The organism is Mesorhizobium sp. M1142 (genome assembly GCF_040318565.1).
Lineage (GTDB): Bacteria > Pseudomonadota > Alphaproteobacteria > Rhizobiales > Rhizobiaceae > Mesorhizobium.
In genome coordinates this window covers 93,300-113,993 of the sequence record NZ_JAMYMK010000010.1, presented here as the reverse complement: position 1 = coordinate 113,993, position 20,694 = coordinate 93,300, and the positions used below count along the sequence as shown (strand labels likewise).

17 protein-coding genes are annotated in these 20,694 nt (G+C 61.2%); 10 read left to right on the top strand and 7 right to left on the bottom strand.

From position 1 onward, the window contains the following. Positions 1 to 14: 14 nt before the first annotated feature. A complete protein-coding gene (gene gor / locus NKH42_RS18110) occupies positions 15 to 1,403 on the top strand; it encodes a glutathione-disulfide reductase (RefSeq protein WP_352974336.1) in 1,389 nt (462 codons plus the stop codon). A 57-nt stretch (positions 1,404 to 1,460) separates the two neighbouring features. Here gor and mgtE read toward each other — a convergent pair whose 3' ends face one another. The 4 genes from mgtE to NKH42_RS18090 form a co-directional block, all read right to left on the bottom strand. After that, positions 1,461 to 2,825, bottom strand: a complete 1,365-nt coding sequence (gene mgtE, locus NKH42_RS18105) for a magnesium transporter (RefSeq protein WP_352689323.1) — start codon at positions 2,823 to 2,825, stop codon at positions 1,461 to 1,463. 271 nt (positions 2,826 to 3,096) lie between these two features. Then, positions 3,097 to 4,986: an ABC transporter ATP-binding protein/permease gene (locus tag NKH42_RS18100; RefSeq protein ID WP_352478859.1), complete on the bottom strand. Its 1,890-nt coding sequence runs from the start codon at positions 4,984 to 4,986 to the stop codon at positions 3,097 to 3,099. A 709-nt stretch (positions 4,987 to 5,695) separates the two neighbouring features. Further along, entirely contained in the window at positions 5,696 to 6,373 is a 678-nt protein-coding gene (locus tag NKH42_RS18095; RefSeq protein WP_254817233.1) for a DsbA family oxidoreductase, read from the bottom strand. A gap of 23 nt (positions 6,374 to 6,396) precedes the next feature. After that, entirely contained in the window at positions 6,397 to 8,217 is a 1,821-nt protein-coding gene (locus tag NKH42_RS18090; RefSeq protein ID WP_352974335.1) for an extracellular solute-binding protein, read from the bottom strand. A 231-nt stretch (positions 8,218 to 8,448) separates the two neighbouring features. On the opposite strand from NKH42_RS18090, the gene NKH42_RS18085 reads away from it, so the two are divergent. After that, positions 8,449 to 9,078 carry an invasion associated locus B family protein gene (locus NKH42_RS18085; RefSeq protein ID WP_352478856.1) on the top strand — a complete coding sequence of 210 codons (630 nt, stop codon included), beginning with the start codon at positions 8,449 to 8,451 and terminating at the stop codon, positions 9,076 to 9,078. Between the two features lie 121 nt (positions 9,079 to 9,199). On the opposite strand, the gene hspQ is transcribed toward NKH42_RS18085, so the two are convergent. Further along, a complete protein-coding gene (hspQ, locus tag NKH42_RS18080) occupies positions 9,200 to 9,523 on the bottom strand; it encodes a heat shock protein HspQ (protein WP_023675043.1) in 324 nt (107 codons plus the stop codon). Between the two features lie 220 nt (positions 9,524 to 9,743). Next, positions 9,744 to 10,952, bottom strand: coding sequence for a UbiH/UbiF family hydroxylase (locus tag NKH42_RS18075; protein WP_352508435.1), 1,209 nt, complete (start codon positions 10,950 to 10,952; stop codon positions 9,744 to 9,746). Between the two features lie 428 nt (positions 10,953 to 11,380). On the opposite strand from NKH42_RS18075, the gene NKH42_RS18070 reads away from it, so the two are divergent. The 8 genes from NKH42_RS18070 to NKH42_RS18035 all read left to right on the top strand — a co-directional run bounded on the left by NKH42_RS18070 (position 11,381) and on the right by NKH42_RS18035 (position 19,275). Beyond that, positions 11,381 to 11,950 carry a DUF2182 domain-containing protein gene (locus NKH42_RS18070; protein ID WP_352751720.1) on the top strand — a complete coding sequence of 190 codons (570 nt, stop codon included), beginning with the start codon at positions 11,381 to 11,383 and terminating at the stop codon, positions 11,948 to 11,950. Between the two features lie 13 nt (positions 11,951 to 11,963). Continuing rightward, positions 11,964 to 12,578, top strand: a complete 615-nt coding sequence (locus NKH42_RS18065; protein ID WP_352508437.1) for a DUF1326 domain-containing protein — start codon at positions 11,964 to 11,966, stop codon at positions 12,576 to 12,578. A gap of 35 nt (positions 12,579 to 12,613) precedes the next feature. Then, positions 12,614 to 13,390, top strand: coding sequence for a phosphatidylcholine synthase (pcsA, locus tag NKH42_RS18060; RefSeq protein ID WP_502893794.1), 777 nt, complete (start codon positions 12,614 to 12,616; stop codon positions 13,388 to 13,390). Between the two features lie 18 nt (positions 13,391 to 13,408). Beyond that, on the top strand, positions 13,409 to 14,386 hold the full coding sequence (locus NKH42_RS18055; RefSeq protein ID WP_352508438.1) for a quinone oxidoreductase family protein: 978 nt from the start codon (positions 13,409 to 13,411) through the stop codon (positions 14,384 to 14,386). Positions 14,387 to 14,538: 152 nt separating this feature from the next. After that, the gene (locus NKH42_RS18050; protein WP_502896087.1) at positions 14,539 to 16,131 is read left to right on the top strand and encodes an ABC transporter ATP-binding protein; all 1,593 of its coding nucleotides are present in this window, start codon (positions 14,539 to 14,541) and stop codon (positions 16,129 to 16,131) included. After that, positions 16,128 to 17,240, top strand: coding sequence for an ABC transporter permease (locus NKH42_RS18045; RefSeq protein WP_352478850.1), 1,113 nt, complete (start codon positions 16,128 to 16,130; stop codon positions 17,238 to 17,240). Before NKH42_RS18050 ends, NKH42_RS18045 begins: the two co-directional genes overlap by 4 nt. Further along, a complete protein-coding gene (locus NKH42_RS18040; protein ID WP_352508440.1) occupies positions 17,240 to 18,160 on the top strand; it encodes an ABC transporter permease in 921 nt (306 codons plus the stop codon). Before NKH42_RS18045 ends, NKH42_RS18040 begins: the two co-directional genes overlap by 1 nt. A gap of 47 nt (positions 18,161 to 18,207) precedes the next feature. After that, positions 18,208 to 19,275, top strand: a complete 1,068-nt coding sequence (locus tag NKH42_RS18035) for a BMP family ABC transporter substrate-binding protein (RefSeq protein ID WP_352508441.1) — start codon at positions 18,208 to 18,210, stop codon at positions 19,273 to 19,275. 61 nt (positions 19,276 to 19,336) lie between these two features. Here the strand turns inward: NKH42_RS18035 and rimO are convergent, their stop codons facing one another. Further along, positions 19,337 to 20,650: a 30S ribosomal protein S12 methylthiotransferase RimO gene (rimO, locus tag NKH42_RS18030; protein WP_352508442.1), complete on the bottom strand. Its 1,314-nt coding sequence runs from the start codon at positions 20,648 to 20,650 to the stop codon at positions 19,337 to 19,339. Positions 20,651 to 20,694 lie beyond the last annotated feature (44 nt).

The following is a 20,694-nucleotide window of genomic DNA, read 5'->3' as shown; positions in this document are numbered from 1 at the left end:
CAAGGAGTTCAGCCATGGCCGGTTGCTACTACGATCTTTTCGTCATCGGCGGCGGCTCCGGCGGGGTGAGGGCGGCGCGCGTCGCGGCTCTACTCGGCAAGCGTGTCGGCATTGCCGAGGAATTTCGCTACGGCGGCACCTGCGTGATCCGCGGCTGCGTGCCGAAGAAGCTTTATGTCTACGCCTCGCAATTCCCCGAGCATTTCGCCGACGCTGCCGGTTTTGGCTGGACGGTGCCTGAGGCGCATTTCGACTGGCAGAAGCTGGTCGCCAACAAGGACCGCGAAATCAGCCGGCTGGAGGCCGTCTACAAGAAGAACGTGCAGGGCGCCGGCGGTGAGGTCTTTCATTCGCGCGCCACCCTGGTCGATCCGCATGTGGTGCATCTTCTCGGTGAGGATCGCACCGTTACCGCCGACCAGATCCTGATCGCTACCGGCGGGCGCCCGGCGCCGCATCCGGCATTGCCCGGCCATGAGCACTGCATCTTTTCCAACGAAGCCTTCGACCTCAAGGAGCTGCCGAAGGCAATCATGATCGAGGGCGGCGGCTATATCGCCGTCGAATTCGCCAATATCTTTCATGGGCTGGGCGTCGACACGACTCTGGTCTATCGCGGCAAGGAGATCCTCAGCCGTTTCGACATGGACCTCAGACGCATGCTGCACGAGACGATGGAAAAGAAGGGGATAAAAATCCTCTGCCACGCCGTGTCCGAGTGGGTCAGGAAGCGCCCTGACGGCCGGCTCGACGCGCTTGTCACCGGCGGCACCGTGTTGACGGTCGATCAGGTCATGCTCGCCATCGGCCGCATTCCCAACACCGAGAACATGGGCCTGGAGGGGGTCGGCATCGAGATGACCAAAACCGGGGCAATCCAGGTCGACGAATACTCCCGCACGAACATCGACAACATCTGGGCGATCGGTGACGTCACCCACCGCGTGCAATTGACGCCGGTGGCGATCCACGAGGCGATGTGCTTCGTCGAGACCGCCTTCAAGGACAATCCGATGGCGCCCGACCATGACACGATCGCTACCGCAGTCTTTTCACAGCCCGAGATCGGCACGGTCGGCCTGTCGGAGGATGAGGCGGCAAAGCGCTTTTCGGATCTTGAAATCTACCGCGCCACCTTCCGGCCGATGCGGCACACGCTTTCCGGCCGCGACGAAAAGATGCTGATGAAGCTGGTCGTCGACGGCGCGTCGAAAAGAGTCCTCGGCGCCCATATCCTCGGGCCGGACGCCGGCGAAATGGCGCAGCTTCTCGGCATACCGCTGAAGGCCGGGCTGACCAAAGATGATTTCGATCGCACCATGGCGGTGCATCCGACCGCGGCGGAAGAACTCGTCACCATGTACAAACCGACTTACCGGGTGAGAGATGGTGAGCGCGTCTGACGCGACGACGACCCATCGCGGCAACAAGATTGCCGCGATGGAAGTGCGTGAGTTTTCTTACAGCAACGTTCCGCGCAGGATCACCAGCGCCACAGAAAAATAGATCACCAGCCCGGTGACGTCGACCAGCGTGGCGACGAACGGGGCTGATGCGCTGGCCGGGTCGAAGCCGATGCGCTTCAGGGCGAACGGCAACATCGATCCAGACAGCGAGCCGAAGGTGACGATGCCAACCAGCGTGGCGCCGATCGTCATTGCGATCAGCGGCCAGTGCGGGCCGTAGTCGTAGAAGCCGAAATATTGCCAGAGCGCGATGCGGCAGACGCCGACTACGCCAAGGATCGAGCCAAGCACCAGGCCGGTGGGCAGCTCCCGCAGGGCCACCCGCCACCAGTCGCCAAGGCCGATCTCGCGCAGCGCCAGGGCTCGGATGACGAGCGAGGTCGCCTGCGAGCCGGAATTGCCGCCGGAGCTCATGATCAATGGAATGAACAGGGTCAGCACGATCGCCTTTTCCAGCTCGCCCTCGTAGCTCTGCATCGCGTTGGCGGTCAACATCTCGCTGATAAACAGCGCACACAGCCACCCGGCGCGCTTCTGGATCATCGCCAGAAAACCCATCTTCATATAGGGCTCGTCGAGAGCCTCCATGCCGCCGAAACGATGCACGTCCTCGGTCGTTTCCGAGATCATCGTATCGATAATGTCGTCGATGGTGACGATGCCGAGGAGCTTGCCGTTGTCCACGACCGGGACGGCGAGCAGATCATATTTGGAGATCAACTGAGCAACCTTTTCACTATCGGTCAGCGGTGAAACAGTGATAGGCGCACGATCCGGCGCTATTGCCATGATCAGTTCGTCGGGTTCGCCAGCGATCAGTCGACGCAGGCTGGTCGAGCGCAACAGGACCTGCGTTTGCGGATCGACGATGTAGATCGCGTAGACGGTTTCGCGCGTCCGCTCGACCTTGCGAATGTAATCCAGCGTGCGGGCAACGCTCCAGTCCGGCGGCACGCTGACATATTCAGTCGTCATGAGCGAGGCGGCGCTGCCCTCGGGGTAGCCGAGAATAGCAAGCAACGTCGCGCGCAGCGGTGGCGCCAGGCCGCCGAGCAGCTCGGAACGAGCCGGTTCGTTCAGATCGCGCAGTATGTCGGCGGCGCGGTCGACCGACATGGCGGCAAGCAGTCTGCCTGCCTTGATGCGGGGTAGTGCCTCGACGAGTTCGGATGCGCCGTTGAGCTTCGGCTGGTCGAAGATCTCGACCAGCCGCTCGAACGGCACTTCGCAAAGCAGCTCCGATGCCGTCTCGCGGGGCTCCTGGTTCAGCGCCTCGACCATGTCGGCGACGTGTTCGTTGGCAAGTACGCGGGCGATGGCGACGGCGTCGCCGCCCGCAACGGGGGAAAACTCGTTCATGGCTCACTCCTTGCCGTCCGGCAGGACGTGAGCCTGTCAGATCACGTCAAGCGGACGGCGGTTGCGTTCGACTGTGACTGTCGCCAGGCATGGCGCGGTGACCTTTCTGCTCGCGAGTTCGGATTGAGATTCTGCAAGCCGGCGCAACATAGGAGCGCGCCTTGCCAAGTCAATCGCGAGAGCGGGTTAAAACGGCGGCAAACCGACTGGATCGCGAGACTGTGATCGGGCTACGTGGCAGGCTGGCTGGATGCTGGCAACGGTGCCGCAGCTATCTCTGCTTAAGCCGGCGGGGAAAGCGCAGCCACTTGTCCTCGGCCGGCCGCGTCGGCTGCGTGAGGATGGTGGTGAGCTCGACCGGCAAGCTCGGAACCAGCGGCTTCTTGGTGGCGACGCCGTCGGCGATCGCAACGACGCTGTGGTAGAATTCGGTGCCCGCGAGCGATCTCGGCGGCGTCGCCTCATGCATGATCGAGATCACAGTTGCATCAGGGCAATTGTCCTTGATCGCCTGGTGGAAGGCGATCCGTCCATCGGGATCGAGAGCGCCAGTGGCTTCATCGAGGAACAGCAATCCCGGCTGCTGCAGCACGATACGGGCGACAACCAGCTTCTGTTTCTGCCCACCCGAGAGAACCTGATCCCAGATCTTTCCTTCACGGCTCTCATCGGCCAAATGCTCGATGAAATCGCCGAGGCCGGCCTTGTGCAGGGCGGATGCGACCTGCACGTCGGGATAATCATGCTCGGAACCCGGCAGGCAGACCAATTGCTTCAGCGAAACCTGCTGCAGCTTCACCTCCTGGGCGGCGTAGAAACTCCTGACCCCTTCCGGGAAGACGATGGTGCCGCGGCCATAGGGCCAAAGGCCGTTGATCGCCTTGATCAGCGAGGTCTTGCCGCAACCGGATTCGCCCTTCAGGAAAGTCCATTCGCCACGCCGGAAGCGCAAGTTCGCGGCACTCAGGAAGGGCGTTGCGTCCTCGCCCTGATGCGCCAGCTCTAGTTTCTGGATGGTCAGGCCGAAAACAGGGTTTTGGCGGTCGTAGCGAAAATCGGAGCGGCCGGTCTGCTGATAAAATTCCTGCGGGTGCTGAACGTTTTCGATCGCGTTTGCGAGTTCGGTGACGCGCTGGCTGTTGGCCCGCAGCGCGGCGATGGCAGGCATGACATGGATGAACCACGAGCATTGACTGATCAGCGAGTTGACCATCTCGGAGCCGGTTATGTAGCCCTTGAGATCGAACCCGTTATGGATGAAGGGAACCAAGCCTGGCCCGTAGGCGACAATGCGGGCACCGATGAAATTGTAGATCAGCTCGAACGAATTGTAGCCTGTGTTGACGATGTTCAGCCGCGCCCAGGTGCGGTCGATGTCGACATAGCGCTGGCTGTGCACTGCCTTCTGCACGTTCTCCCCTTGCGATGCGGCGACATGAAAACTGCGGCGCAGAAAGGTGATCAGCTCGCCGCGATAGCTGCCTTCGGCCTGCTGCATCCTGACATTGAGCCGTTCCAGCAGCCTGCCCAGCTTGACGGCGATCCAGGTGTTCAACGGCACGTAGGTGGCGACTGCCAGAAAGGCGAGGACGGCGCTGCCATAGCTGCCGAGGAACTCCAGCCCTTTGACCTCCGCCGAGTGTGCAAGCAGTTGCTGGCCGACGAAATACAATGAAGTAGCAACGGCCAAAACCCCCATCGCGAGGCCGATGGCGCCGCCCGTCATATCCTTGATCGATTCCTGGATGCGCTGGTCGATATTGTCGGGAGCGGCGGCACCTGACGAGCCATGCTGAGCGTGGAAATGGGTGTGATTGGAATCAAGCAGGGCTTCGTTGAACTGGCTGTCCAGCCAGCCGCGCCACTTGCGATGCAACGTTGCGGACACCAGGCTGCGGATACCGGTAAAACCCGCATCCTTGAGCAAGACCAGGAGGACAAGTATCCCGGCATTGGCCAGCAGTGTCTGAAGCGGGGTGGTGTTCGCGGCATCATGGAAAAAGGCGATCGAGTTGACCAGCTCTCCGGATGCTACGGCAAACCACACGCCTGACTTGCTGGAGAGCGCGGTGAGCAGGGCGATCACCAGCGTCAAGGTCCAGGCTTCCACCCACTTGTCCGAAAACCAGTAGGCCCGCATCAGGCCCCAGAAGCTGCGCATCGACGATACGGGCGTAAGGGGCGACTGCCTTGCGGCACCGCGGAGCCATTTTTCCGATATTGAATGTCGCGTTGGTCTATCGACCCGAATCACTATCCCGCCCAAACGATTTTTCTTTTATTACGGACAGTAACACCAATTGATCATTTTCCATTAGCTTTTCACCAGCCGCGGGCGGCTTAACTCGCCGGCCGTTGCAGTGGAGCAACAGAGTGGATGATCACGGGGCTGTGCCGTCGGAATTCTAGGCGCTTGATATCAATGCAATTTCAATACGTTACTTGCCTACGCCGGAGAAAGTAGGGACCTTCCCTTGGGGAAGGCCCTCACACAGCTTTGTGAACGTAGAAGCGCCGTCCAGCGGTCGATCTTCACAGCCTGAACCGATCTTCAGCGCGCCCTTACGGCCAGGTCCGACCTCGTTGGCGGCCAGAACGCGACCTGTATGATTCGTGGGTGAAGCCGCCTTGTCGGGAGAGCCCGTAATCAGCCAAGCAACGACGTTGCCCCTACGTCCAGGATGCGGACCGACATCGATTCCGACACAGATCACGAACCCGGGCGAGCAAGGCCTACGGCAACAGCTGGAGCAAGGGGCTGTTTTCCTGCCAGTCCTCCACCAAGGGATTGACCTGAACCGGCAAGCATGGCCATGGCCTTTTCGTCAGCAAGGCCAAGGTGACGGTGAAATAGTCGAAAATAGTCCGGCTCAGTTCGCCGTCTCCAGTTCGCCGCGTGCCTTGGCCGCAGCCACCTGGCGCAGCGCATCGGCAAGCGTATCGGCGTCCTGGGCGCCCATCACCGCATATTTGCCTTCAAGCAGAAAGCACGGCACGCCCGATATGCCCATGCGCGAAGCAGTGGCGATTTCGGTGCGCACCGCCTCTACATCGGCGTCCGTCGACAGAAGCGTTTCGACGACGGAGGCATCCATGCCGGCCTCGCGGGCGGCTTCGATCAGCACGGCATGATCGCCGAGATTGGCGCCTTCTTCGAAATTCAGCTGGAACAGCCGGCGCACCAGCCGGTTCTGAACGGCCTCGCCGGCCGTCCCGGCCCAGCGAATGAGCCGGTGCGCATCCAGCGTATTGGGCGCGACCTTGATGGCGTCGAAGGCAAAGGAAATCCCCTCAGCCTCGCCCAACGGCTCGATCCGGGCATGGATCTCGCGGATGCGTTGCTCGCTGCCGAATTTCGCTACCATGTAGTCGCGGCGGTTCTTGCCTTCGGGCGGAATCGTCGGGTCGAGCTGGAAGGGCCGCCAACGTATGTGAACGTCGATGTCGACGGCGGCAATCGCCTTGTCGAGCCGTTTCTGGCCGATAAAGCACCAGGGGCACACGACGTCGGAGACCACATCGACGGTAATCGAGTTCTCGTCGTTCATCTTGATCTCCTGTTCTGAAGAGGTCACTTCGGTTTGCGCCACCAGGTCGGCAACTGATAACCGTATATGGGCGTCTTTTGCGGATGTTCCAGATAGTTCCAATAAGCGAGCCATTGCTGGTTGTTGTGCTGGGTCGGCACCATGTAATTGCCTGAGATCAGCAGCCGGTCGAGGACCCGGACAGCAGCGACATAGTCCTCCTTCGAGCGAGCTCTCAACATCGCCTCGATCGCCGCGTCCACTGCTGGGTCGGCGACACCCGCTAGGTTGAACGAGCCTTCGGCCTTGGCGGCAGCGGATCCCCAGCGCCCGGCTTGCTCGATACCGGGCGACAGCGAGTTGTTGAAACCGGTCGAGCCGACCAGCACCTCGAAATCGAAACGCTGCTTGCGCGACTGGATCTGATCGCCGTCGAGGCTGCGAATGCTGACATCGATGCCGAGCTTCTCAAGCGTGCGCTGATAGATAGCGGCAAGTCGCTCTTCGTCCTGCGAGGCGGTCAGGATCTCGAAACCGAACGGCTTTCCCTGGGGATCGAGCATCGCGCCGTCCTGCACCGTATAGCCCGCGCTCTTCAGCAGCTCGAATGCCGCCTTCAGCACCTTGCGGTCCTGGCCGGAGCCATCGGTAACGGGCGGCCTGTAGGTGCCGTCCATGACATCTGCGGGCACGCGGCCGGGGTAGGGGGCCAGCAGGGCCTTTTCCTTTTCGCTGGCCGGGTGGCCGAGCGCGGACAGCTCGGAATTCTGCCAAAAACTCATCGTGCGCGTGTATTTGCCGCCGAACAGATTCTTGTTGGCCCATTCGAAGTCGTAGAGCATGCCGAGCGCGCGCCGTACGATCGGATTGGAAAATTTCGGCAGCCGCGTGTTGAACAGGAAACCGTTGAACACCGGCGGAATGCCGGTATCGAAAGTTTCGGCGATGACCTCGCCCCTGTGGAAGGCCGGAAAGTCGAGATCGCGCTCGCGTTTGACCGGGTCGCTGTCGTCGTCGATGGCGCAGATGCCTTTCTTGAACGCTTCCTGCTTGGCGTTGGCGTTGAGGAAATACTCGATGGTGATCTGGTCGTAATTGTCGAAGCCGCGCTTGGACGGCACGTCCTTGCCCCAATAGTCCGGATTGCGCTTGAACACGATGCGCTGGCCGGGCACGACTTGCGCCACCGTGTAAGGCCCGCTGCCGATCACCGGCTTCAGCGTCGTCCTGTCGAAAGTGTCCTTGTTGAACGCGTGTTTCGGGATGATCGGCGTCAGCGCAATGATTAGGGGAAATTCGCGGTCCGCCTTTTCGTTGAAGGTGAAGCGCACACTGCGGTCGCCGGTCTTTTCGAGCTTGGCGATCGCTTTCATTCGCTGGCTGTAAGGTGGCCGACCCTTCTCGGTGAAGACATCATAGGTGAACAACACGTCTTCCGGCGTCACCGGCTCGCCGTCCGACCATTTGGCCCTGGGATCGAGGTGGAATTCGATGCTCTTGCGCTCGGGATCCATGTCGGCGGTATCGGCGAGCAGGCCGTAGAGACTGAAGGCCTCGTCGTAGTTGCGCTGCATCAACGGCTCGAAGACAAGATTGCCAAAAGCTTGATCCATCATGCCGCGCGCGGTGGTGCGCAGACTTCTCAGGATGAACGGATTGAGATTCTCGAACCTGCCGACGACACAATAGGTAATGCTGCCGCCTTTCGGCGCGTCGGGATTGACGTAGTTGAAATGATCATAGTCGGCCGGCAGCGCCGGCTCGCCCTGCATGGCAAGCGCGTGCTTCGGTTCCGACAGGGCCGGCTGCAGGGAAAGGCCGACAAACAAGATTGTGGCGATCAGCCAAACGACAACGCGGCCCATGACCGTCTCCTTCCCGATTCGATGCGCAGCATACATGAGCCGGTCGTGCACCGGCCAATCCCTCAACCCAGTCCCTCGGCCAAGATTCGCGTGGCCCGGGCTGGATTCGGCGTCGCTTGCAGTGTAACACGCCGTCCGAAGTCATTCTGTTGCCTCATTTCGGCAACAGGTAGCTGGACCACACGGCATGAAAAAAGCCGGTCCCGGGATCATTTGAGAGGAATGCACGACATGACGAGCCTGAACAGCAACGCGTACCGCCTGTCGGTCATGGCCGCTGGCGTGGTCGGCATTCTGGGCGCCGGGATTCCCGCTGCTGTCGCGCAGCAGCAACAGCAGATTCCGCAAGGCTGGTTCAAGGCCTGCACCAAGCAGGAAGATGTCGACATTTGCAATGTCCAGAACATCACCACCGCCGGCAATGGTCAGCTCATCACCGGCGTCAGCCTGATCGAATTGAAGGGCAAGGTGAACCGCAAGGTGTTCCAGGTGACGGTTCCGACCGGCCGTTTGGTTCCTCCCGGCATCGGCCTCCAGATCGACGCCGGCAAGGCGCAGAAGCTCGAGTACGTGATCTGTTTCCCGGATCGCTGCGTGGCGGAAGTGCCGCTGACCGATCAGCTCGTCGCGTCCTTCAAGAAAGGTTCGAACCTGACGCTGACCTCGGTCAATTTCCAGAACCAGCCGAACCCGATCAAGATCGCGCTGACCGGCTTCAGCGGCGCCTTCGACGGCCCGCCGCTGCAGCAGTCGGACATCGAGGACCGACAGAAGAAGCTCCAGGAGTTCGTCGCCAAGAACAATCAGGATTTTGCCAAGAAGCTCAAGGAAGAACAGGAAAAGGCGAAGGCCGCCAACTGATCGACGGGTTTTCGAACAAAACAAAAAGCGGGGTTCATGCCCCGCTTTTTTATTGAATCGGCTGATTATCGGGTCCAGACTTGTCTCAAGCCTGTCCGAGCCCAGCCAGATCCCGACTAAGTCAATGTCTCAATTGGTGCTTCGGCTCGTAGCGCCCGTCGGGCTTCTTGTCGAACATTTCACCAATCTGCGGATGCCGGACCGGTTCGCCCGACCGGTCCTCGAGTAAATTCTGCTCGGACACATAGGCGATGTATTCCGTCTCCGAATTCTCGGCGAGCAGATGATAAAAGGGCTGGTCCTTGCGCGGCCGCACGTCAGCGGGGATCGCCTCGTACCATTCGTCGGTATTGGCGAATTGCGGATCGACGTCGAAAATGACGCCGCGGAACGGAAACAGCCGGTGGCGAACCACCTGTCCGATCGAGAATTTGGCTGTCTTCATCGCACTCACCACTTGAACTTCTTGAACGCCACGCATCCTGGAACACGCAAGGAAACGCTCCAGGACTTTAGATTCTTACGCACCGGTCAGGCAAAGATCGGCCCAGACCTTACGGTCGACATCGTCATTATTTGGCGCAGACGCCGCGTCAATTCAATCCCGATCAACTGATGCCGGTTTGAGCATCACAAGATGCGGATCAAGGGCGGCGCCACGATCGCTATCGCGCGGCCGCTTTTCGCAATCCGCCAAAAAACGCCGCAAAACCGCTGCCGGGTCGAAGACCCTCGCGCATGAAAAACGCCCGCAACGGCGCAAACCCCTCAAGCGCGCCAAGACCAGCGCTGCGCATCAGCTGGGCCGGCAGCATGTCGGAAAGCAACGACATGTTCAGTAGGTTGACCGCGCTGCTGCGCGCCAGAATGTCCGGCCGCCGCTTGAAATCATAGGCTGCAAGCGCCTGGGCGGCGCCCGGGTCCGAGCGGTTTCTGCTTGCGGTACCAATCAGGTCGTCAATGTCCCGGATGCCGAGATTAAGCCCTTGCGCGCCGATTGGGGGAAACACGTGGGCGGCTTCACCGACAAGTGCCACGCGGCGATGCGCAAACCGCCACGGGCTCACCGCTGAAAGTGGGTAGACCTGCCGGCCGGGCTCAACCGACACGCGGCCCAGCATCGATTGCATCCGCTGTTCGACCCGCGTCGAAAGCTCCGCCTCGTCGAGTGCTGCAAGATCCTTGGCGATTTCGGGTTCGAGCACCCAGACAAGGCTGGACCGGTTGCCGGGCAGGGGAACCTGTGTGAACGGACCGGTCTCGGTGTGGAATTCGGTCGAGGTGAATGCATGGTCGCTGCGGTGACCGAAATTGAGCACCAGCGCCGCCTGCGGAAAGGATCGGACCGAGGTCCGGATGCCGGCTGCCTCGCGGGCCGGCGATTGACGGCCATCGGCGGCAACTGCCAACGATGCCTCGATCTCGCTACCGTCGGCGAGAACGGCATGTGCATGGTCGGCATCGAGGCGCCATGCCTCCACCATCGACTTTCGCCATTCGATGCCCGAATGCGCGACAGCCTCGGCTAGCGTGCGGTTGAGAACGCTGTTGGGCAAGTTCAGCCCGAATTGCTCTTCGTTGATCTCGCTGGCGCGAAAGGTCACTGTCGGGCTGCGGATCAGCCGGTTGGTTGCGTCAACGATACGCATCACCTTGAGCGGCGCTGCGTGCGGCCTGATTCCGTCGAAGATCCCTAGCCGTTCGAACATCTTTAGGGCAGGGTTCATCAAGGCTGTCGTCCGGCCGTCGGGGCCGGCAGCGTCGGGTCCGACGAGCGTCACGGGAAAGCCCGCCTCGGCAAAGCCAAGCGCCGCGATCAGCCCCGCAGGGCCGCTGCCGGCGACCAGTATCCGTGCTGTTTCCCGGTGGTTCAAATTCGGCTTCCGGATTGCGAGGTGAGGCCTGTCCGACCTGCTGGTCCATATAGGTCAGGTGATGCCGCTTGATCAACGCGGCGATTCGGCCCATTCGGTTGCCATGACCGGCCAACAAGACGATTTCAGCCACCTCGACGTACCGGCCGCGCGATGGCGAGCGTTGCGCGCAGCCCTCGACTGACCGTGAGCGTTGTTGCCGGCATGGGCGTTGCCCTTGCCTGGCTCTTTCTCGGCGCAATGGCAGTTCGGGGGGCGGTGAGCCGGCTCCCGGGCGCCGACGTACCCGGCGACGCCGTGCTGGAAACCTGCAGCTACTGCCGTTGCCGGATTTCCTTGCGCGTTTCTTCGCCCTCTGCCTTGCGCCGGCGCCGCTTCGCGCAAGCCTAGGCGCGCAAGGCGGGGCACTCACCGCGATGTGGCTGTTGATGGCCATCGCGACCATGCTGCCCTCCGCGGCGCCGATGATCCGCACCTATTGCGAGATCGCGGATACCGCCCGGATCAAGAGGGAGCCGGCCGTCCATCCGCTGATCCTGGTCGCTGGATATTTGAGCGTCTGGCTTGTCGCCTCGGCAATGTTCGCTGCCCTGACGCTCGCAATCCATGCATTCGCCTCATCCGGGCAGATGCTCGATCCGCTGGTTGGAATTGCCGGGGCAGCCGCGCTGTCGATCGCTGGTCTCTATCAGTTCAGCTGGCTGAAGGGAGTCTGTCTGGACAAGTGCAGAAATCCGTTCTCGGTCCTGTTCGCCAACTGGAGCGCCAGGCCCATTCGTATTTTGCGGCTCGGCATGAAGCAGGGCCTGTGGTGCCTTGGATGCTGCTGGGCTCTAATGCTGGTAATGTTTGCCGTCGGTGTGATGAACGTGTTCTCGATGGCGCTGATCGGCTTGTTCAGCCTGGTCGAAAAACAGACGGCAGGCAATCTGCCGACGCGGCTGGCCGGTGCGATACTGCTTGTCTGGGCAGCAGCGCTACTAGTAGTCTCGACATGAGGGGGACAATTCGATGACAGACCAAAACTGGGCAATGAAGGGAGAACTCGTCCTCTCCTGCAATTGCACGGTTTTTTGCCCTTGCGTTCTGTCGCTCGGCAACCATCCGCCTACGGAAGGCTATTGCCAAACCTGGGCGGGGTTCCGCATCGATGCCGGCCATTTCGGCGAGGTCGACCTGTCCGGTCTCAATCTTGGGTTGATTATGGAAATCTCCGGCTATATGAGCCGCGGCAACTGGACGGCCGGCCTTTTCATCGACAAGCGCGCCTCGGTTTACGCTGTGAAGGGACTGACGAAGATATTCACCGGCAAGGCCGGTGGAACCACATCGCTGCTCTCCATCCTGGTCGGACAGTTCCTCGGCGTCGAGCAGGTGCCGATCACCTACGAGACGCGTGAGAAAACACGCATCTTCCAGATACCGAAGATTATCGATGGTGCGGTGACGCCGATCACCGGCAAGGATCGCGACAAGGATACGGTCATCAGCAATTCGGAATACTGGATTGCGCCGGAAATCATCGTCGCCAAATCCGACAAGAGCAAGATGCGGGCCTTTGGCCGCAACTGGAACTTTGCTGGCCGCTCGGCCGAAATCTGCAAGCTGGATTGGCGGGGCCCGTGAGCAAGAAGACGACGGCCAGGAAAATCGCCGACCGGATTCCGCGGCCGAAGAAGAAAGTCACATGGCCTCAGGCGCGGGCGTTCTCGGTCCATCTCTTGACCGCGTCGGGCTCATTCCTGGCCTTTCTGTCGCTGGTGGCGGCAAGCGAGCAGCGCTGGACGGCGATGTTCTGGTGGCTGGGCCTGGCGCTTTTCGTCGACGGCATCGACGGGCCGATCGCCAGGAAGCTCGACGTCAAGGAAATCCTGCCGACATGGTCGGGCGAACTGCTCGACAACATCATCGACTACGTGACCTACGTGTTGATTCCGGCCTTCGCGCTCTATCAGCGCGGCTTCATGGGCGAGCGCCTGTCGTTCCTGTCTGCGGCGATAATCGTGGTGTCGAGCGCGATCTACTATGCCGATACCGGCATGAAGACGAAGGAGAATTTCTTCAAAGGCTTTCCGGTCGTCTGGAACATGGTGGTGTTCACGCTGTTCGTCATCGAACCAGGACAATGGGTTTCCTTCGCCGTGGTCGTGGTGGCCGGCATTCTCACCTTCGTGCCGATCAATTTCATCCATCCGGTGCGGGTGAAGCGGCTGCGGCCAATCAATCTCGGCATGACGCTGCTTTGGTGCGCTTTCGGCGCGCTGGCGCTGGCGCAGGCGGCACTTGCCTCCTTCTACGACCAGATCGGCGTGCTGGGCGAGCAGGTCAGCGATTTCATCAAGATCGGGATTACGGTCACCGGGCTTTACCTCGCCTGCATCGGCGCTATCATGCAGTTCTTTCCAAATCTCGGCGCCAAGCCGGACAAGAAAGCCTGATCCCAAGAGAGCCTGAAAATGTCCAAAACGATCCGCATCCATGCCCATGGCGGTCCGGAGGTCCTGACCTATGAGGACGCCGATCCCGGGCAGCCAGGCTCGGGACAGATCCTGGTCAAGCACAGCGCGATCGGTCTCAATTTCATCGACGTCTATTATCGCTCGGGCCTCTATCCGCCGCAGGGCGGATTTCCGCTGATCCCCGGCGGCGAGGCGGCCGGCGTGGTCTTGAAGGTCGGCTCGGATGTCGACTGGCTCAAACCCGGCGATCGCGTCGCCTATGCCGTGACCACCGGCGCCTATGCCGAGCAGCGCGTGATCGCTGCCGACCGAGTGGTGAAGGTGCCGGACGGCATCAGCGACGAACAGGCCGCGGCGATGATGCTAAAGGGCATGACGGCCCAATATCTGTTGCGCCGTACATTCAAGGTGAAAGCCGGCGACACGATCCTGTTTCATGCGGCGGCCGGCGGTGTCGGGCTGATCCTCGGTCAATGGGCCAAGCATCTCGGCGCGACGGTGATCGGCACCGCGAGCTCGACCGACAAGATCGAACTCGCGAAGGCGCATGGCTTCGACCACGTGATCAACTATCGCGAACAGGATTTCGTTGCCGGCGTCGCGGCTATCACCAGTGGCAAGAAATGCGACGTCGTCTATGATTCGGTCGGCAACGACACGTTTCCAGCCTCGCTCGATTGCCTGCGGCCGCTCGGCACGTTCGTCAGCTTCGGTCAATCGTCTGGGCCGATCCCGCCCTTCAGCATCTCGTTGCTGGCGCAGAAGGGCTCGCTGTTCGCAACGCGGCCGACGCTGTTCGTCTACAATGCCAGGCGCGAAGACCTCGAGGCTTCCGCCGCCGCATTGTTCGACGTGGTGCTCAGCGGCGCCGTCAAGATCAAGATCAACCAGCGTTACGCGCTCAGCGAGGCCGGCAAGGCGCATTCCGATCTCGAAGGGCGCAGGACCACCGGGACAACGATACTTATCCCTTGAGCGCCCGCAGTTTCGGCCCGCCGACGCCGCCGTTCTTGCGAACTGCTCTTTACCGCTTGAGTTTCCGCTGAAATTCTTGAAGCTCTTTCAAGTCGTGAGGCGCTTACCGTAGAGAGCAGGGCGCGCATACGATGCTTGCGGGAACACAGAACATGTCTGGCAAACCAGATGGAGGCACCGTGAGTGCAGATCAGGACGGCGCAAACCTGCTTGAGGTTCGCGGCCTCACAAAGATATTCGGCACGCTGACAGCCTGCGACCATGTCGATCTCAACATCGCCAAGGGCGAGATCCATGCGTTGCTTGGCGAGAACGGCGCCGGCAAGTCGACGCTGGTGAAAATGCTTTTTGGATCGCTGGAACCGAATTCTGGCGAGATTTTCTGGAATGGCCAGGCGGTCAGGATCACCAGCCCAGGCACCGCAAAAAAGCTCGGCATCGGCATGGTTTTCCAGCATTTTTCCCTGTTCGAAGCGCTGACGGCGGCGGAGAACATCGCGCTGTCGCTGGATGACGGCTCGCCGATCAGCACGATCGCGGCCAAGGCGAGGGCGCTCTCCTACAGTTACGGCCTGCCTCTCGACCCGCTATCGCTGGTCGGTGATCTGTCGGTCGGCGAGCGTCAGCGGATCGAAATCATCCGCTGCCTGCTGCAGACGCCGCAACTCATCATCCTCGACGAGCCGACTTCGGTGCTGACGCCGCAGGAAGCCGATAAGCTGTTCGAAACGCTCGAACGGTTGCGTTCGGAAGGAAAGTCCATCCTCTACATTTCGCACCGGCTGGAAGAAGTCAAACGCATCTGCGACCGCGCCACCGTGCTGCGTCACGGCAAGGTGGTCGGCCATTGCAATCCGCGCCAGGAAACCGCGTCTTCGTTGGCGCGGATGATGGTCGGCAACGAGGTCCAGGCCGTGGTGCGGGCGCCGGCCGAGGGTATCGAGACCGCGCCGGTGCTGCTTCAAATCCGCGAACTCACCCGCAAGCCGGCGACCCCGTTCTCGATCCCGCTCAGGAACATCAATCTTGAAGTCCGGGCCGGCGAGGTGATCGGCATTGCCGGTGTGGCCGGCAACGGCCAGGGTGAATTCTTCGAATCCGTTTCCGGCGAGGTGCTGCAGGAGGATACCGGCTCGGTCCGCATCCGCGGCAAGGATGCCGGCGGCCTCGCCATCACCGGCAGGCGCCTGATGGGCGCTGCCTTCGTTCCGGAAGAGCGGCTCGGCCACGGCGCAGCACCGCGCATGAAGCTTTCGGAAAACCTGCTTCTGTCGCGCCACGCCACCGACGGCAAGATGTTTGTCGGCGCCGGTGGAATGGTCAAGAGCGATGCGATCTATACCGCTGCTCAACGCATCATAAAGGCAATGGACGTGCGCAAGAGCGCGCCGGACCCAGAGGCTGCGGCCCTTTCGGGCGGCAATCTGCAGAAATTCATCGTCGGCCGCGAACTCGACCGCCGGCCAAGCGTCTTGGTGGTCAATCAGCCGACCTGGGGGGTCGATGCGGGTGCGGCGGCCCACATCCGCCAGGCGCTGATCGAACTGGCGCGCAGCGGCTCGGCGGTGCTGGTGATCAGCCAGGACCTCGACGAGCTGTTCGAGATTTCCGATGCGATCACGGTCATGCACAATGGCGAACTGTCGAAGCCGCTGCCGATAGCTGAAGCGACATTCGAGAAAATCGGGCTGCTGATGGGCGGCGCCGAACCCGGTCATGCCGAACATACGCTGGAGACGGCTTGATGCGCCTCGAACTTGTAAAACGCCCGCAGCGCTCGATGCTGTTTTCGGCACTCTCGCCTTTCATCGCTTTCGTTTTGACGATCATAGCCGGTGCCATCATGTTCGCGCTGCTCGGCGTCAACCCGTTGACTGCGTTCCGCATCTACTTCATCGAACCGATCAGCCAGGTCTGGCAGTTGCATGAGCTGGCGATCAAGGCCGCCCCCCTGATCCTGATCGCGGTCGGACTGTCGGTCTGCTACAAGGCCAACATCTGGAACATCGGCGCCGAAGGTCAGTTCATCCTGGGCGGCATTGTCGGCTCGATCTTCCCTGTGCTGTTTCCGCAGTTCGAAGGCCCATTGGTGCTGCCGCTGATGCTTCTTTTCGGCATGGTCGGTGGGGCTGCCTATGCTGCAATCCCGGCACTGCTGAAGACGCGCTTCAACACCAACGAGATCCTGACCAGCCTGATGCTGGTCTATGTCGCCCAGCTCTTCCTGGATTGGCTCGTACGCGGGCCGTGGCGCGATCCGCAGGGCCACGGTTTCCCGCAAACCATCCAGTTCAACGACTCGGCCATACTGCCGGAACTCCTCCCGGAATCCGGCCGGGCAAACTGGGGATTTGTCTTCGCGTTGGTCGCGGCGATACTGATCTGGATCCTGATGAGCCGTATGCTGAAAGGCTTCGAGGTCCGCGTGCTCGGCTCAAGCCCGAGGGCAGGGCGCTTCGCCGGGTTTGGCCTTAACCGTATGGTCTTCTTTGCCTTCCTGCTGTCGGGCGCACTGGCCGGACTTGCCGGGATTTCGGAGGTCTCGGGAGCCATCGGACAATTGCAGCCGGTGATTTCGCCCGGCTACGGATTTACCGCTATCATCGTGGCATTCCTCGGCCGGCTCAATCCGCTCGGCATCGTCGCCGCAGGCCTTGTGCTGGCGCTGACTTATCTGGGCGGCGAGGCAGTGCAAAGCGCGCTCGGCATCTCCGACAAGGTGGCGCGCGTGTTCCAGGGCATGCTTTTGTTCTTCGTGCTCGGCTGCGACACGCTCATCCATTACCGCATTCGCCTGATCGGCTTTTCCGCGCCGAAGCTCGAGGCAGCGCCGAAGCTGGAGGGAGCCCGCTGATGGACGTCACCGTCAACATCCTCTTGACGATCGCGACGGCGGCGACGCCGCTGCTGATCGCGGCGATCGGCGAACTGGTGGTCGAACGTTCGGGTGTGCTCAATCTCGGCGTCGAAGGAATGATGATCATGGGTGCCGTCGGCGGTTTCGGCGCCGGCTATCTCACCGGCTCGCCTTGGATAGGGCTGTTGGCGGCAATCACCATGGGGGCAGTGTTCTCGCTTCTGTTCGCCGTCATGACGCTGTCGCTGGCCACCAACCAGGTGGCAACCGGCCTGTCGCTGACACTGCTCGGCCTCGGGCTTTCCGGCATGATGGGGACGAATTTTGTCGGCCAGCCTGGCGAGAGGCTGCCAAACCTCGACATTCCCGGCCTGACCGCAATCCCGGTCGTCGGCAGGCTGCTGTTCGGCCAGGATCCAATCTTCTACATCTCGATCGCGCTGACCGCTGCCGTGATGTGGTTCCTGTTCAGAACCCGCACCGGGCTCACGCTGCGCTCGATCGGCGACAGCCACGCATCGGCCCATGCGCTTGGTATCCATGTCATCCGCTATCGTTATCTCTCAGTGATTTTCGGCGGCGCTTGTGCCGGCCTAGCCGGCGGCCACCTATCGCTGGTCTACACGCCGCAATGGGTGGAGAACATGACCGCCGGCCGCGGCTGGATCGCGCTGGCTCTGGTCGTCTTCGCTTCCTGGCGGCCGTGGCGGGTGCTGGCCGGCGCCTATATTTTCGGCGCGGTCTGGATCGGCCAGCTTCATGCACAGGCATTCGGCATTCCGGTCCCCTCGCAACTGCTTTCTTCGCTGCCCTATCTGGCAACCGTCGTGGTTCTCGTTCTAATCTCACGCAACAAGCGTTTGACGATGATGAACACGCCGGCCTCCTTGGGCCAGCCATTCGTTCCGGATCGTTGACAACAAAAAGACGGAAGCTCCAAGGCTTAACTCAGAGAGGTAACAAAATGAAAAAACTGCTTATTGCCCTGCTGGCGACGACGGCCGCATTGTCGCTGGCGGCCTCAGCTGAGGCGGCGGACAAGCTGAAGGCATGCTGGGTCTATACCGGCCCGATCGGCGATTTCGGCTACTCCTACCAGCACGACCAGGGCCGCCTCGAGGTGGAAAAGGCACTCGGCGACAAGGTCGAGACCGCCTATCTCGAAAACGTCTCCGAAGGCCCCGATGCCGACCGCGCCTTCGAGCGCCTGGCGCGCGAGGGATGCAAGATCATTTTCGGCACATCCTTCGGCTTCATGGACCCGGAAGTGAAGATCGCCAAAAAATTCCCCAAGGTGATGTTCGAGCACGCCACTGGCTACAAGACCGCCAAAAATCTCGGCATCTACAATGCGCGTTTCTATGAAGGCCGTTACGTACTTGGTCAGATCGCCGCCAAGCAATCGAAGTCGGGGGTCGCCGGCTACATCGTTTCTTTCCCGATCCCGGAAGTGGTGATGGGTATTAATTCCTTCATGCTAGGCGCACAGTCGATCAATCCGAACTTCAAAGCCAAAATCGTCTGGGTGAACTCCTGGTTCGATCCGGGCAAAGAAGCCGACGCCGCCAAGGCATTGTTCGACCAAGGCGCCGACATCATCGTCCAGCACACCGACTCGACCGCTGCGTTGCAGGTGGCGGAGGAGCGCAAGCTGCACGGCTTCGGCCAGTCCTCCGATATGATCAAGTTCGCACCGCACGCGCAGCTGACCGCACTGACCGACGAATGGGGCCCGTACTACATCAGCCGGGTCCAGGCGGCACTCGACGGCACCTGGAAGCCCGACAATGTATGGCTCGGCATCAAGGACGGCGCCGTCAAGCTGGCGCCGTTCACCAACATGCCCGACGACGTCAAGGCGATGGCCGAAGCCACCACCAAGAAGATCGCCGACGGCTGGAACCCCTTTACCGGGCCGATCGCCAAGCAGGACGGCACACCTTGGCTGAAGGAGGGCGAGGTCGCCGACGACGCCACGTTGCTCGGCATGAATTTCTACGTGAAGGGCGTCGACGACAAGCTGCCGCAATAAGCAACCGGAAGCACATCGTAACGAAAGCGCGCCGCGAGGCGCCCTTTCATTTCGGACTGAATCAGACGGCCGAGCCGTAGAGGTCGTAAGCGTCGGCGCGATCGATCTTGACCGTGACGATGTCGCCGGCGCGCAGTGGCCGCCGCGACTGGATATGGACCGAGCCGTCGATTTCGGGCGCGTCGTATTTGGTCCGGCCCTTGGCCGAATTGCCATGCGCCTCGTCGATCAGGACCGGCAGTCGCTTGCCAATTTTCCTGGTGAGCTGCGTTGCCGAAATCTTCTGCTGGCGCTGCATGAAGCGGTGCCAGCGGGCTTCCTTGATCTCCTGCGGCACCTGCTCGAGGCCGAGCTCGTTGGAGCGGGCGCCTCTGACCGGCTCGTATTTGAAACAGCCGGCGCGGTCGATCTTCGCCTCGTCCAGCCAGTCGAGCAGCATCTCGAAATCGTCGTCCGTCTCGCCGGGGAACCCGACGATGAAGGTGGAGCGGATGGCAAGGTCCGGGCAGACGTCGCGCCAGCTGCGAATGCGCTCGAGCGTCTTTTCGCCATGAGCGGGCCGGCGCATGTTCTTCAGCACCTGCGGCGAGGCATGCTGGAACGGAATGTCGAGATAGGGAAGAATCTTACCTTCGGCCATCAGGGGGATGACGTCTGCGACATGCGGGTAGGGATAGACATAGTGCATGCGCACCCAGACACCGAGCTTGCCCAGTTCTTCCGATAGATCGAGGAACTTCGCCCGCACTTCGCGGTCGCCGAACATGCTGGTCTGGTATTTGATATCGATGCCGTAGGCGCTGGTATCCTGCGAGATGACGAGGATCTCCTTGACCCCGGCCTTGGCCAGCTTCTCGGCTTCGCGCAACACGTCGGCGGCCGGCCGCGATACGAGGTCGCCACGCAGCGCCGGGATGATGCAGAAGGTGCAGCGGTTGTTGCAGCCTTCCGAAATCTTGAGATACGCATAGTGGCGCGGCGTGAGCTTGACCCCTTGCGGCGGCAAAAGGTCGACGTAGGGATCGTGGCTCGGCGGTGCTGCCTCATGCACTGCCGCCATAACGCTTTCATAGGCTTGTGGACCAGTGATGGCGAGGACGTTGGGGTGTCTTTCACGAATGACGTCCGGCTCGGCGCCGAGGCAGCCGGTGACGATAACCCTGCCGTTCTCCGAAAGTGCCGAGCCGATAGCGCTGAGCGATTCGTCGCGGGCCGAATCGAGAAAGCCACAGGTGTTGACGACGACAAGGTCGGCACCGTCGTGCTTGCGGGCGATCTCGTAGCCTTCAGCCCGCAAGCGCGTGATGATGCGCTCGGAATCCACAAGGGCTTTCGGGCATCCAAGGCTGACGAAACTGACGCGAGGGGCGGACATCAAGCTTTTCCGGATTCAGGATTGGCGGCGCAGTACCACAGTTG

Excerpts from the sequence above, each read along its gene's own strand:
- gor (WP_352974336.1), top strand. The coding sequence starts at position 15 with ATGGCCGGTTGCTACTACGATCTTTTCGTCATCGGCGGCGGCTCCGGC.
- mgtE (WP_352689323.1), bottom strand. The coding sequence starts at position 2,825 with ATGAACGAGTTTTCCCCCGTTGCGGGCGGCGACGCCGTCGCCATCGCC.
- NKH42_RS18100 (WP_352478859.1), bottom strand. The coding sequence starts at position 4,986 with ATGCGCAGCTTCTGGGGCCTGATGCGGGCCTACTGGTTTTCGGACAAG.
- NKH42_RS18095 (WP_254817233.1), bottom strand. The coding sequence starts at position 6,373 with ATGAACGACGAGAACTCGATTACCGTCGATGTGGTCTCCGACGTCGTG.
- NKH42_RS18090 (WP_352974335.1), bottom strand. The coding sequence starts at position 8,217 with ATGGGCCGCGTTGTCGTTTGGCTGATCGCCACAATCTTGTTTGTCGGC.
- NKH42_RS18085 (WP_352478856.1), top strand. The coding sequence starts at position 8,449 with ATGACGAGCCTGAACAGCAACGCGTACCGCCTGTCGGTCATGGCCGCT.
- hspQ (WP_023675043.1), bottom strand. The coding sequence starts at position 9,523 with ATGAAGACAGCCAAATTCTCGATCGGACAGGTGGTTCGCCACCGGCTG.
- NKH42_RS18070 (WP_352751720.1), top strand. The coding sequence starts at position 11,381 with ATGGCCATCGCGACCATGCTGCCCTCCGCGGCGCCGATGATCCGCACC.
- NKH42_RS18065 (WP_352508437.1), top strand. The coding sequence starts at position 11,964 with ATGACAGACCAAAACTGGGCAATGAAGGGAGAACTCGTCCTCTCCTGC.
- NKH42_RS18055 (WP_352508438.1), top strand. The coding sequence starts at position 13,409 with ATGTCCAAAACGATCCGCATCCATGCCCATGGCGGTCCGGAGGTCCTG.
- NKH42_RS18050 (WP_502896087.1), top strand. The coding sequence starts at position 14,539 with ATGTCTGGCAAACCAGATGGAGGCACCGTGAGTGCAGATCAGGACGGC.
- NKH42_RS18040 (WP_352508440.1), top strand. The coding sequence starts at position 17,240 with ATGGACGTCACCGTCAACATCCTCTTGACGATCGCGACGGCGGCGACG.
- NKH42_RS18035 (WP_352508441.1), top strand. The coding sequence starts at position 18,208 with ATGAAAAAACTGCTTATTGCCCTGCTGGCGACGACGGCCGCATTGTCG.
- rimO (WP_352508442.1), bottom strand. The coding sequence starts at position 20,650 with ATGTCCGCCCCTCGCGTCAGTTTCGTCAGCCTTGGATGCCCGAAAGCC.